This is a genomic window from Mucilaginibacter gossypiicola (assembly GCF_900110105.1).
In the GTDB taxonomy this organism is placed as follows: Bacteria; Bacteroidota; Bacteroidia; order Sphingobacteriales; family Sphingobacteriaceae; genus Mucilaginibacter; species Mucilaginibacter gossypiicola.
Genome location: NZ_FOCL01000008.1, coordinates 202370 through 215424, shown reverse-complemented (window position 1 = coordinate 215424; position 13055 = coordinate 202370). Strand labels below are relative to the sequence as shown.

The following is a 13055-nucleotide window of genomic DNA, read 5'->3' as shown; positions in this document are numbered from 1 at the left end:
GTTTACAACTGCCAATGAGATTAAATCTCGGATGTATTGTTACAAATGACTTCTCTGCCTGATAGAAGTTACGCTCACGCGGGCTTTAGGATATTACCCGAGTCCCGTCACTGGTCGAAGTTTAGCGATAGCGTAACTTCGTCCTAAAATGATTTAAGCTTTCAGCTTAAACGAATAACAGGCAACAGTCCATTTTCATCCAAATAATAATCCTTCGCGCTGCTGTATAAGTAATTTGGAGGATAATCTACTGCTCCTGATTCAACCGGGTTATTGTGTAAATAATCTAATCGTTGTATCAACATTTGATGGGTTGCTAATTCTATTGGATGATTATTTTGCTGCCAAAACTGGTATTGTTCGTTGTTTATATTACGTTTCCCGGCCCGCTCGAACATCCATAATAACCATTCGCGCCTGCTTTCCTGTATATTTTCAGCAATAGCTTTTAAAACTGTTTTGGACGTATGCCTTTTCAAATCACGTAAGATATCTGATAAGTTACCTTTTTCGGTACTGATGATCAAATGCACATGGCTCGACATGATACACCATGCGTACAATTCCAACCCTTTATTTTCTATACAATACTTAAGGCTGTCGACTACTATATCACAGTAAATCCTCCGCACAAAAACGTCTATCCAGTTTACCGTGGCAAAGCTTACAAAATAAAGTTGATCGTGTTCGTGAAAAGTATATTTGCGGCCCATTGATACGAATATAGATTCAGGTAATTGGTTTCGCAAGCAGAATGCTTGCTTCATTTCAGGACGAAGTTACGCTAACGCTAAACTTCGACCAGTTATCAGCTTTGCAAGCTTAATTTCCCCAAGCGTTATAGGCTATCTTTATATAATCCTCACTATATCCTTCAACATCAAATATAAACCCAATCCCAACTTTAGCAGCCCTAAGAGATTCGTATCGCTTTTGTGTAAATTGGAATAATTGCTCCTCTTCCTCAGAACTAAATAGTTGATCCATCGAATAACTTTCCTCTATAAATCCACCCACATCCTTTATCGTACAGGCAATAGCGTTTTCATCGGCATTTCTAAAGATGACAGTCACATTTCTTCGTTCGCTATATATGTTTATAACATCATTTCGTTCTAAAGCCACATTTTCGCCGTCGTCGTCTACAGTTAAAACCGTTGCATTTACTCCAAACAAAATAAATTCAGTGGAAACTGCATCTAAAAAATCATCGAAAGACGATTTATAAGATTTAAAAATCACACTTGAATACCCTATTGCCATAATCTTTGATTTTATAATAAAATCGTTATCTAATTTAGCCTCCGCCAGTCGAAGTTCATAAAGTAATTCAACAAAAAAAGGCTCTCCTTTCGGAAAGCCTTTTCTTATATAAAAGTATTTTAAACTTAGTTGCCGCCTGAAAGGGCTGCCGCACCACTCACGATCTCGGTAAGCTCGGTAGTGATAGCTGCCTGACGGGCCTGGTTGTATGAAAGTTTTAATGATTTCAAAAGTTCGCCGGCATTTTCGGTTGCTTTATCCATCGCTGTCATACGTGCACCGTGTTCAGATGCGTTTGAATCCAATACAGCACGGTACAGTTGGATCTTGATATTTTTAGGGATCAATTGCTCAACAATTTCCTGTTGTGATGGCTCAAGGATGTAATCAACATTAGCTGTCTTTACTTCTTCCTTCTTTTCAGGTTTTGGCACAGGCAATAATTGCTCGGCAACAAGGTATTGTACAGCCGCGTTACGGAAATGGTTATAAACAAGCTCCACACGGTCATAATCACCGTTAACAAAGCCCTTCATAATACTTTCTGTAATTTTTGAAGTATTTTCAAAGTTAAGGTCAAGGTACAGGTCGTTATTGTTACCAATTACGTTGTATTTACGCCTTTGATAAAACTCCTGACTTTTTTTTCCGATAGCAACTATTGAAACATTACCGGCAGCAAGCTGCTTTGAATATTTTTCAGCAATCAGGTTGTTAGCTGTTTTAATAACGTTAGTGTTGAAAGCACCGGCCAAACCACGGTTTGATGATACTACAACTACCAATACACGTACCGGCTCACGCTCCTGAAGGTATGGAGAAGTGTTATCCTCCAAACTTGCAGATAAGTTAGCCAGCAGATCTTTCAACTTACTTGCGTAAGGACGCAGCTGGATAATAGCGTTGGTAGCACGTTTCAACTTAGCAGCCGAAACCATTTTCATAGCCTTGGTGATCTGCTGGGTTGATGATACAGATTTGATCCTGTTTCTTACTTCTTTTAAATTAGCCATTCTTTACGATGTGCAAATTTTTCTAATGTGCAGATATGCAGATGTGCAAATGTGCAGTTTTATTTAAGTGCGGATATACATTGCGTGCATCTTTAACATGCACATTTGCATATCCGCAAATCTAAAATTAATACCTTGCTGACAGTTCTTTAGCTACTGTTTCCAGTACGCCGGTAAGCTGGTCGTCAAATTTACCTGCTTTAAGGGCAGCTAAAACTTCCGGGTGACGGGCTTCTAACTGATCGGTAAATTCGGTTTCGAACTCCCTTACTTTATTTACCGGTACGTTACGCATTAAGTTTTTAGTACCTAAGTAAATAATAGCAACTTGTTTTTCAACAGTTACCGGAGAGTATTGACCTTGTTTCAGGATCTCTACGTTACGGATACCTTTGTCCAACACGTTTTTGGTTGAAGCGTCAAGGTCAGAACCGAATTTTGAGAAAGCCTCAAGCTCACGGAACTGTGCCTGGTCAAGCTTCAAAGTACCGGCAACTTTCTTCATTGATTTGATCTGCGCGTTACCACCTACACGTGATACAGAGATACCTACGTTGATAGCCGGACGAACACCTGCGTTGAACAAGTTCGACTCAAGGAAGATCTGACCGTCAGTAATAGAGATTACGTTGGTTGGGATGTATGCAGATACGTCACCAGCTTGTGTTTCAATGATCGGTAGCGCTGTTAATGAACCACCACCCTTAACGATGCCCCTGATTGACTCAGGAAGGTCGTTCATTTGTTGTGCGATAGAATCATTTGAGTTGATTTTAGCGGCACGCTCTAATAAACGGCTGTGCAGGTAAAATACGTCACCAGGGTAAGCCTCGCGGCCCGGTGGACGACGTAACAACAATGAAACCTCACGGTAAGCAACAGCTTGTTTTGACAAGTCGTCATAGATGATCAAAGCCGGACGGCCTGTATCACGGAAGTACTCGCCAATAGCTGCACCTGCAAACGGAGCAAAGAACTGCATGGTAGCAGAATCTGAAGCGTTGGCAGCAACTATGATAGAGTAAGGCATAGCGCCGTTCTCTTCAAGCGTACGAACGATGTTAGCAACAGTTGATGCTTTTTGTCCGCAAGCTACATATATACAGATTACAGGTTTACCTGCATCGTAAAATTCTTTTTGGTTAATGATGGTATCGATACAAACCGCTGTTTTACCGGTTTGACGGTCACCGATAACCAACTCACGCTGGCCACGGCCGATAGGGATCATCGCGTCGATAGCTTTGATACCGGTTTGTAATGGCTCGGTTACCGGCTGACGGTAGATTACACCAGGAGCTTTACGCTCAAGCGGCATCTCGTAAGTTTGGCCGGTGATTGGGCCTTTACCATCAATAGGCGCACCTAAGGTATCAACAACACGGCCAAGCATGCCTTCGCCTACGTTGATTGATGCAATTCTGTTGGTACGTTTAACGGTATCACCTTCTTTAATATCATCAGATTTACCTAACAATACCACACCCACGTTATCTTCTTCAAGGTTAAGTACGATGCCTTGCAATCCAGTGCCAAATTCAACCAACTCGCCCGACTGTACTTTAGTTAATCCATAAACGCGTGCGATACCGTCACCCACCTGGAGTACAGTACCCACTTCTTCTAATTCAGATTCTGACTTGAAGCCGGCCAACTGCTGACGCAAAATTGCTGATACTTCGTCTGGTCTTACCTCTACCATTGTTTAAAATTTATTTAGAGTTTTACTTTTAATACTTAATTAATTATGCTTTTGCAGCAAATTCTTTTTTCATCTTCTTAAGGCTTGCAGCAATGCTGGTATCAACCTGCCTGTCGCCTACGTTAAGCACAAATCCGCCAATCAGCGATGGATCGGTTTTGGTATCCAATACCACTGTACCACCTATTGCTTTTTGCAGTTCGTCTACCAGTGTTTTTTTGTTTGCATCAGATAGTGCTGTAGCCGATGTAACTTTAGCCTTGGTGATATTCCTTTTAATATTGAAAAGGTTGATATACTCCTGGGCAGTAAAATACAAAACCTCGCCACGGCCTTTGTTAATCATCAGCTTAAAGAACATGATGCTGACTTTATTTACCTTACCGCCAAACACAGCTTCAAGAACATTGATCTTTTTAGCTTGTGAAATAATAGGGTTAGCCAAAACAGCGGCCAGTTCAGAACTTCCTTTTAAAGTATGTAAAAAAAGATCCATATCAGCCTTTATCGCATCAACAATATTTTGTTCCTGCGCAAGGTCGATAAGTGATTTGGCGTATCTCGATGCTACTGTTACTTCTGACATTTCTTTTTAATTTCGAATTTTCGGTTTCGGAATTTTTATTTTCAACTTCGGTATTTAAACTGGTCAGCGAATACCGGAGCAAATCCGAAATCCAACATCCCAAATCCGAAGTCTTATAATTTAACTTCTTTCAATAATTGGCTAACCAATTCGTTTTGCTGTTGCTGATCTTCAAATTGTTTACGAAGGATCTTTTCAGCGATCTCTAAAGATAATGTAGCAACCTGATTTTTAACATCGGCTAAAGCTATTGCTTTTTGGTTGTTAATTTCAACACGGGCAAGTTCAATCATACGTGCGCCTTCTTTGTGTGCAAGCTCTTTAGCGTCAGATACAATTTGCTCTTTAGCTTTACGTGCTTCAGACAGGATCAGGTCGCGCTCGGCACGGGCTTGCTTGATCAATAATTCGTTTTCATTGGTCAAACGGCTCATTTCGTCCTTAGCAGCCTCAGCTTTCGATAAAGCATCTTCAATTGAACGTTCACGCTCGCCAATAGCGGCCATGATAGGTTTCCAGGCAAATGCCTTCAATAAAATAAGTAACAATAAAAAGGTTACCGTTGTCCAGACAACCAAACCCCAATCAGGCAATATTAACTCCATTTATTTTATATGATAACGTTATACTATAGTTCGATTAAATTACTTTTCAAGTAAGAACCGGTGTGCAACCAACCGTTACACCGCCCGGTTCTTATTTTTTTGAAGGGTAAAAATTAGTGGTTACCCAACAGTGCTACGATCACACCGAAAAGAGCAACACCTTCAACAAGTGCAGCAGCGATGATCATGGCAGTTTGAATTTTTGAAGCAGCTTCCGGCTGACGAGAGATACCTTCCATCGCTTTACCACCGATTTGACCGATACCAATACCTGCACCGATAACTGCTAAACCTGCACCTAATGCAGCAATACTTCCAACCATTGTTTTTAAATTTAAATGAATATAGTGTTATTATTAATTACAAATTATTAATGATGATGCTCCTCAACAGCACTACCGATAAATAATGCGGTAAGCATTGTGAAAATGAAAGCCTGTAAGAAAGCTACCAGCAATTCAAGCACATCGATAAACAAAGCAAAGGCCACTGATACCGGTGATATCCAAAGTGTTTGAAATATAAAGATCAGCGAGATCAGTGCCAATATAATAACGTGTCCCGCCATCATGTTTGCAAACAAACGCACCATTAATGCAAAGGGCTTTGAAAAAATACCAACGATCTCTACTACCCACATGATAGGGTATAGCCAAAACGGAACATCAGGAACAAAGATGTGCTTCCAGTAGTACTTGTTACCATTAACATTAACAACGATAAGGGTAACAGTCGCAAGCACTATAGTAAACGCAATGTTACCGGTAAGGTTAGAACCTCCCGGGAAAAACGGCACCATACCGATCAGGTTATTGATCAGGATGAAAAAGAAAACGGTTAACAGCAGCGGCATAAACTTAGCATACTTATAACCAATATTTGGCAACGCAACCTCATCACGAACAAACAGGATAAGCGGCTCCAATAATGATTGTAAACCTTTAGGTGCTTTACCTACCCGTTTTTTATATGAAGCAGCAACGCTAACAAATATAACAAACAGCAATACTACCGACATCCACATTGAAAACACGTTACGGGTAATTGATAAATCAAACACCTTAGCGCTTTCGTCAACGGTTTTACCATCGGCAGCAACAGCTTTTACCTTATCCTTAACAAGCGCGTATGTATGATACTTACCCTGATAAGCTTCTTCGCCTTCCGCGCCAAACTTCGAAGCCATAAAAAACTCCAGCCCACCGTCGGTATAAAGCAATACCGGCAGAGGTATCGCAACCTTTCCACCAATGTGGAAATAATGCGAATCTGCAATGTGTTCGAGGATAGTTTCGTTAGGGTCAAACTTTTTGGTTTCTTTACTTTCAACACTTGTTGAAGACTCATTTTTTTCCTGTACGGCGTTAGCTTTTAACGTTACAAACAGCGAAAAAACGCTTAAAATGATGCCTAAGGTGATTTTTTTTGAGTTCAAAATATGCCTAAAATCCATTAGCAGAGAGATTTTTACTTTAATTTTTGGTTGCGCAAGGTACGTAACAAACCGTAAATTTCAAAGACGAGATTAAAGAAATATACGTAAAAAAAATTGGCAACAAATATCACTCCATTTACTTTGATTTTAACCAAAAAAAACAGGCAAAAAAACATGCAGGTCAAAAGCTTGATCATGGTTGCACCAAGGAAGGTTTGCGCATATATTTCCTTGTTGATTTTGGTCACTATAAGTATCGAAGTAACGGTGATAAATGTAAGCCCGGTTACAAAAGCAAATATCATCCAGAAATGCGGATCAAGCCAGGCAGAGTGGGCCGATTTGCTTAGCAACAATGGAGGAATTGCTGTAATAGCAGCAAACAGCAGGAACGATAAAATAACAGTACGCAATTTCAACTTTTAACAGATCTGATAACAATGAACAAAGCGATGAAAACCCCAATAAGAGCCAATGCAGCAGTAGCCCATTTTACGTCGTGCTTACCGGCTTCATCAATTTTATAGCCGGCAAATGTAAAAATGCCAATAACAACCACCATCTGAAAACCGATGCTGCTATATTTGGCATAAGCATTTAACGGTTTACCAACCTCATCGTCATTATTTTGTTCATTTTTAGGCACGCGCAAATTTATTAAACCTATTGCATAATCTTTAGTATTTTAGCAATGCTTTTTAAACTACCGTATTGCATTGAGGCGATTATCATCATCCTATAAACCAAACACCAGCATTTTCTTTCTGTTTGCAGTTATATTGATAGCGGCCGGTTGCTCGCTTGAAAAACAAAGCGGCTTTAACCGCACCATGCAAAACCTTACTGCCCACTACAACATCTTATTTAATGCTAACGAAATTTTAAGGATTAAGCAGGAAAGCTATGCCACAGCTTTCCCTGATGCCTATAACGAAATTTTAAATATATACCCCGATACTACTGTACAAACAGGCACTCCTGATAAAGACCTGGAAGAAGCCATTGTAAAAGCCAATAAGATCATCAGCATCAAAGAGCAAAGCCATTATTTGGGCGACGCCTATTTGGTGTTGGGAAAAGCAAGGTATTTGGAAGCTAATTATTTTGATGCAGTAGAATATTTCAATTATGTAACCCGTTCTTTTGGGAAACAAGCTAATCTGAAACAGGAAGCTTTGGTATGGAAAACCCGCGGGCTCATGTACCTGAACCAGCTACCTTTGGCTAAGCTGGTAATCGATTCGGCTGTGCAGGATATCAACCCTAAAAAAAATATTACCGCCGATGTTTATGCCACCAAGCTTCAATATGATATCATCACGCAAAATTACGCCGAAGCCGAAGAGATGGCCAAACTGGCAATTAAGTATAGTTATATCAGTAATCTAAAACTCCGTTGGACATTTATTCTGGGGCAACTTCAGGAGCTTAACCTAAAACCGGCCGATGCTTACGAAAGCTATACCCGCATAGTTAAAAGCAATGCCAGTTTTGAAATGGCCTTTAATGCTAACCTTAACCGCATCAGGATCCGCGATAATCAAAATGGTATTAAGGTCAACAAGATCGACCTGTTGCGTGCCCTGCTTAAAAACAGCGACAATATTGATTTTTACGACCAGATCTATTACCAGATCGGCGAACAGCAATTCAAAGCCGGCGAAATTGACAATGCCCTCAAGAGCTACAAAAAATCGGTAAGGGTAAGCACCAAAAATCAAAATCAAAAAGGACTATCATACCTGCGCATTGCCGATATCAACTTTAAAAACAAAGCAGATTATGTAAGCGCCAGGCTTTATTATGATAGTACGCTTAATAACCTGTCGTTAAATTACCCGGGGTATCAGCTCATCCGCAAAAAGGCCGATAACCTGCAGATCCTTACCCGTTTGCTTGAAACCATATCGCGTGAGGACACTTTGCAAATGCTTGCCGCCTTGGACGAGAAAGTCCGCGATGCCAAAATAGACGAAATGGTGGCCCGCAAAACACGTCAGCAGCAACAGGCTGCATTAGAAGCCAGCGCAGGAGCCGCAGCCAACGCCAATAATGGCACAATGTCAAATGCTTTCGACAGAAACAATAATTCGTCATCCTCCAGCAAAAACAGCGGCAGCACTTTTTACTTTTACAACAACAGCGCCGTAAGCCAGGGATATAACGATTTTAAACGTTTATGGGGCACCCGTAAGCTTGAGGACAATTGGCGCCGCAGCCGGCGTTCAAATACAGGTATACCAACAGCCAATGCGGGTATTGGTTCGCAGGTTAATGACCCGGATGCTCCTGTGGGTAGTGTAGCTTACAATAACACAAATGTTTCGGCAGGTACTTACCGGCAGGACCTGGTTAAAAACCTACCCCTCACCCCAGCCCTTCTGCAGCAATCAAATTTCAGGATCTATAATGCCTATTTTGAAATGGCTAATTTTTATCGTGACGTGCTCGAGGATAAAAAGGAAGCCATTGCCACTTACGAAGCTTTGCTTACCCGTTTCCCTCAAAGCAGCGATAAGCCTTCAATTTATTATAACCTGTACAGACTTTACGCTGATATCGATGCAGCAAAATCCAACGATTATAAAAACAGGCTTTTGAAAGAATATCCGGAAAGCATATTTGCCAAGGTTATTCTCGATCCTGATTATGCCCGCAAAATGGCCGATGTTGACGCGGAATTTAACGGATTTTACAACCAGGTTTACGACCTATACTCACAAAAACAATATACCCAGGTGATTGAAAAGGCTAACGACCTGCTTAACAAATATCCCGACAACAGGTACGCAGCTCAACTATATTACCTTAAGACCATTGCTGCCGGGCATATGGAAAAACTGCCGCCGTTTCAGGCCGATCTGCAACTGATCGCCGCAAAATATCCGCAGGATAAACTCATTGCCCCACTGGTTAACCAGCATCTTGCTTATATCGATTCAAACAAAACCGAGATAGCCGCCCGCCCCGTGGTATTGTTTAATGACGATCCTAACGAAATCCCGTTTACCCCACCGGTAGCCTACCAAAAGCAAACAGAGTATCGCCCGCCATATACGCCATCGGCTCAAAACGTGACTCCCCAGGAGCGGTTGCCAGAACGCGATACACGTGTAATAGCGGGAGCTAAAACATCGGCACCACAAATTCAGCAGGCTGCAATTCAACAACCCAAACAGCTTGCAGTAGGGCAAATCCCGTTGCCGCAGCATCAAATGCCAGATACCTCACGTGATATAGCTGCACAGCCTGTACCAAAACAAGTAGATACAGTGGCCGCGGTTCGCCCGGCCGCCATTAATAATGCGCCTGCTGTTAACTATATATTCAGCAAGCGTGATAGCAGCAATTATTACTTTGTGATAAATGTTGCCAGTGGTACAACTAATCTGGCGTCAACGCGTTTTGGTGTAGGGCAGTTTAACCGTACACGATATACACGCAGCGAAGTTATTCACCACGTTAAAAACGTTGGTGACAATAACCAGCTGATATATGTTGGCCGTTTTTACAGCCTTGCCGATGCAAAGGATTATGCCCGCACCATTGTGCCCCTGCTGCCTGATATAATGAAGGTACCAAGGGATAAATACAGCTTTTTTATCATTACCAAAGAAAATCTGGATAAATTAGCAACCCAAAGTATATTGGATAGTTATTTTGACTACTACCAGAAATTTTATTAAAAAATGAGAACCACTAATACAAGGTTTAACTCGAAAAATCAACTTCAGCCTGCCGATATAAGAAGATACAACTGGTACATATGGCGTACCGTGATAGCCCTTTTTGCTTTTGTGGTTATCATGATAACGCTTACCATTTTTGATGTATTTGGGCAGCTGCCTTCGTTCCGCGATTTGGAAAACCCAAAAAGCAACCAGGCTACAGAGATCATCTCATCTGATAAGCAGGTTTTGGGTACTTACTATATTCAAAACAGGTCAAACGTTACCTACCGCGAATTGTCGCCCAACGTGATTAATGCTTTGGTTGCCACTGAAGATAAACGCTTTTATGACCACTCGGGCATCGACTTTGGCCGAAGCTTTACCATTTTCGCGCATTTACTTATAGGGCAAAAACAGGGCGGCAGTACTATAACACAGCAGCTGGCACTTAACCTTTTCTCCGAACGATCGGCCAATCCTTTTAAACGGATCATTCAAAAACTGCAGGAATGGGTTACAGCTGTTAAGCTCGAACGACATTATACCAAGGAAGAGATCCTGACCATGTACCTCAACACGGTTGACTTCGGCGCTTACAATACTTATGGTATCAAATCGGCAGCGCGTACTTATTTTAACACTACACCCGATAAATTAACACCCGACCAGGCTGCTTTGTTAATAGGTATGGTTAATGGCCCGGGCATTTATTCGCCCATCCGCCACCCGGATAACGCACTCAAAAGGCGTAACCTGGTACTGAACCGCATGGTTGAGCAAAGTTTTCTGAGTGAGGGTCAGGCCGAAGAATATAAACGCAAACCTCTTGGCCTTGATTTCCACCAGAATAATCACTTTGACGGTCTTGCCCCTTACTTCCGTTCTGTATTGAAAAAAGAGGTACAAAAAATCTTCAAAGAGCAGAACATTAACCGCCCGGATGGCACTCCTTATGATCTTGACCGCGACGGCTTAAAAATATATACTACTATTGATGCTACCATGCAGCAATATGCAGAGGATGCACAGCGCGATTACATGAAAGACCTGCAGGCCCAGTTTAATGACCACTGGCGCGGCCGTAACCTGTACAAAAGCATCCATAACTTTAAGTTTTTGCTTGATCAGGGCATGCAAAAATCCGACAGGTACAAGCAACTGAAACAACAGGAAAAATCTGACGAAGAGATTCAGGAAAACTTCCAGACCAAAACTATGCTTAACCTGTTTACATGGCATGGCAATATCGATACCATGATGCGTCCTATCGACAGTATCATTTATAGTAAAATGCTGCTGCGTAATGCCCTCATGAGTATGGACCCAACAACAGGCTATGTCAAAGCATGGGTTGGCGGTACGAACTTCGAGCACTTTAAGTATGACCAGGTTAAGAACGGCACACGCCAGGTAGGTTCGACAGCCAAACCGTTTACTTATGCCGTGGCTATTGACAATGGCTACTCGCCGTGTATGAAGATCAATAACGTTCCGGATACTATCCGTGGTTATGGTGCCCCATGGTGCCCGCGCTCCTCGCCATCCGAAACTTTACAGGGCTTCATTACTTTAAGACAGGCTTTAGCACATTCGCAAAACTGGGTTACGGCTCATGTTATGGGCGAAGTTAAACCAGAACCTGTTGTTGAGCTGATCAAAAAAATGGGTATCACAACTAATGTTCCGCCTTATCCTTCAATATGTTTGGGCACGTTTGATGCTTCAGTTTTTGAGATGACGGCCGCTTACTCGGCCTTCGCCAACCACGGTTTGTGGACAGAGCCTACTTATATCTTACGCATCGAGGATAAAAACGGTAACGTATTGTATACGCATACTCCACGTGTGGTACAAGCAATGAACCCGCAAACAGCTTATGTAATGACCTACATGCTTAAAGGTGTTATTGAAGATGGTACCGGCTCAAGGTTAGCCTACAAATACGGCTTACGTAACCCTATCGGCGGCAAAACAGGTACAACCCAAAATAACTCCGACGGTTGGTTCATCGGCATAACTCCACAACTGGTTACCGGCTTGTGGACAGGTTGTGAAGATCGTGATATCGCCTTCCAAAGCACCCGTCTGGGCGAAGGTGCCAACAGCGCACTGCCGATATTTGCCATGTATATGAAAAAGGTATACGCCAATGCAGCTTTAGGAATTAAAAAGAATGTTGATTTTGATGCTCCTGCAAACGGTGTAAGCATCATACTGGATTGCGGAGCTTATAATCAGCAGCAACAAGGAACTACTGATGTAGATAAGAAATTGGGATTCTGATAGTTCATTGGTTCACTTGTTCATTAGTTCATTGGTAAATAGTTCAATAGCATGAGTCATCACACGCTCGAAGACTTAGAAGTATACAGATTGGCTGATAGTTTCAGCGACGAAATTTGGTTTCTTGTAAGTGGATGGGACTATTTTACCAAGGATACTGTTGGAAAACAAATAGTCCGTTCAGCTGATTCTATCAGTGCGAATATCGCGGAAGGCTATGGAAGGTACCACTATAAAGAAAATCGCAATTTCTGTTACTTTAGCCGTGGTTCAATTTTGGAAACAAAAGGCTGGCTGCAAAAGTCGAAGAAAAGAAACCTAATAACTGAGGAGCAATTCAACGATCTGTTTGAAAAGCTCCAGGTCATTCATATTAAATTAAATGCGTACCTTAAATTCATTGGCAAGCGGAACGGAAATGACAAGGGAGAGTAATAAACGATAAACTGCATTTATTGGTAAAGCGGGGGACAATCACCAAGCAGACCAATGAACCA

General features: G+C 41.8%; 13 protein-coding genes. 3 read left to right on the top strand and 10 right to left on the bottom strand.

Translation table 11 applies throughout. From position 1 onward, the window contains the following. Nucleotides 1–161: 161 nt before the first annotated feature. The 10 genes from BMX50_RS24210 to BMX50_RS24165 form a co-directional block, all read right to left on the bottom strand. Nucleotides 162–767, bottom strand: a complete 606-nt coding sequence (locus BMX50_RS24210; RefSeq protein ID WP_244281092.1) for an REP-associated tyrosine transposase — start codon at nt 765–767, stop codon at nt 162–164. A 55-nt stretch (nt 768–822) separates the two neighbouring features. Further along, nucleotides 823–1263, bottom strand: coding sequence for a hypothetical protein (locus BMX50_RS24205; RefSeq protein ID WP_091215635.1), 441 nt, complete (start codon nt 1261–1263; stop codon nt 823–825). Between the two features lie 125 nt (nt 1264–1388). Then, nucleotides 1389–2276, bottom strand: coding sequence for an ATP synthase F1 subunit gamma (atpG, locus tag BMX50_RS24200; protein WP_091215631.1), 888 nt, complete (start codon nt 2274–2276; stop codon nt 1389–1391). Between the two features lie 127 nt (nt 2277–2403). After that, nucleotides 2404–3978 carry a F0F1 ATP synthase subunit alpha gene (gene atpA, locus BMX50_RS24195; protein WP_091215628.1) on the bottom strand — a complete coding sequence of 525 codons (1575 nt, stop codon included), beginning with the start codon at nt 3976–3978 and terminating at the stop codon, nt 2404–2406. A 43-nt stretch (nt 3979–4021) separates the two neighbouring features. Then, on the bottom strand, nt 4022–4564 hold the full coding sequence (gene atpH, locus BMX50_RS24190; protein WP_091215624.1) for an ATP synthase F1 subunit delta: 543 nt from the start codon (nt 4562–4564) through the stop codon (nt 4022–4024). A gap of 113 nt (nt 4565–4677) precedes the next feature. After that, nucleotides 4678–5169, bottom strand: coding sequence for a F0F1 ATP synthase subunit B (gene atpF / locus BMX50_RS24185; protein WP_091215619.1), 492 nt, complete (start codon nt 5167–5169; stop codon nt 4678–4680). Between the two features lie 113 nt (nt 5170–5282). Beyond that, nucleotides 5283–5492, bottom strand: coding sequence for an ATP synthase F0 subunit C (gene atpE / locus BMX50_RS24180; protein WP_090530334.1), 210 nt, complete (start codon nt 5490–5492; stop codon nt 5283–5285). Between the two features lie 47 nt (nt 5493–5539). After that, nucleotides 5540–6604 (bottom strand): F0F1 ATP synthase subunit A, encoded by a 1065-nt coding sequence (atpB, locus tag BMX50_RS24175; RefSeq protein WP_317040905.1) that lies wholly within the window; start codon nt 6602–6604, stop codon nt 5540–5542. Nucleotides 6605–6636: 32 nt separating this feature from the next. Then, entirely contained in the window at nt 6637–7023 is a 387-nt protein-coding gene (locus BMX50_RS24170) for a hypothetical protein (protein ID WP_091215610.1), read from the bottom strand. After that, nucleotides 7020–7250, bottom strand: coding sequence for an AtpZ/AtpI family protein (locus BMX50_RS24165; RefSeq protein WP_244281091.1), 231 nt, complete (start codon nt 7248–7250; stop codon nt 7020–7022). The genes BMX50_RS24170 and BMX50_RS24165 overlap by 4 nt, the downstream gene beginning before the upstream one ends. A 70-nt stretch (nt 7251–7320) precedes the next feature. Between BMX50_RS24165 and porW the strand changes: the two genes are divergently transcribed. From porW to BMX50_RS24150, 3 genes are read left to right on the top strand one after another with little or no spacing between them, the layout of a single operon-like run. Continuing rightward, on the top strand, nt 7321–10290 hold the full coding sequence (gene porW / locus BMX50_RS24160; protein ID WP_091215600.1) for a type IX secretion system periplasmic lipoprotein PorW/SprE: 2970 nt from the start codon (nt 7321–7323) through the stop codon (nt 10288–10290). A gap of 3 nt (nt 10291–10293) precedes the next feature. Further along, on the top strand, nt 10294–12558 hold the full coding sequence (locus BMX50_RS24155; protein WP_208864788.1) for a transglycosylase domain-containing protein: 2265 nt from the start codon (nt 10294–10296) through the stop codon (nt 12556–12558). 51 nt (nt 12559–12609) lie between these two features. Next, nucleotides 12610–12993: a four helix bundle protein gene (locus BMX50_RS24150; RefSeq protein WP_091215597.1), complete on the top strand. Its 384-nt coding sequence runs from the start codon at nt 12610–12612 to the stop codon at nt 12991–12993. Nucleotides 12994–13055: the final 62 nt, after the last annotated feature.

Excerpts from the sequence above, each read along its gene's own strand:
- BMX50_RS24210 (WP_244281092.1), bottom strand. The coding sequence starts at position 767 with ATGAAGCAAGCATTCTGCTTGCGAAACCAATTACCTGAATCTATATTC.
- BMX50_RS24205 (WP_091215635.1), bottom strand. The coding sequence starts at position 1,263 with ATGGCAATAGGGTATTCAAGTGTGATTTTTAAATCTTATAAATCGTCT.
- atpG (WP_091215631.1), bottom strand. The coding sequence starts at position 2,276 with ATGGCTAATTTAAAAGAAGTAAGAAACAGGATCAAATCTGTATCATCA.
- atpA (WP_091215628.1), bottom strand. The coding sequence starts at position 3,978 with ATGGTAGAGGTAAGACCAGACGAAGTATCAGCAATTTTGCGTCAGCAG.
- atpH (WP_091215624.1), bottom strand. The coding sequence starts at position 4,564 with ATGTCAGAAGTAACAGTAGCATCGAGATACGCCAAATCACTTATCGAC.
- atpF (WP_091215619.1), bottom strand. The coding sequence starts at position 5,169 with ATGGAGTTAATATTGCCTGATTGGGGTTTGGTTGTCTGGACAACGGTA.
- atpE (WP_090530334.1), bottom strand. The coding sequence starts at position 5,492 with ATGGTTGGAAGTATTGCTGCATTAGGTGCAGGTTTAGCAGTTATCGGT.
- BMX50_RS24155 (WP_208864788.1), top strand. The coding sequence starts at position 10,294 with ATGAGAACCACTAATACAAGGTTTAACTCGAAAAATCAACTTCAGCCT.
- BMX50_RS24150 (WP_091215597.1), top strand. The coding sequence starts at position 12,610 with ATGAGTCATCACACGCTCGAAGACTTAGAAGTATACAGATTGGCTGAT.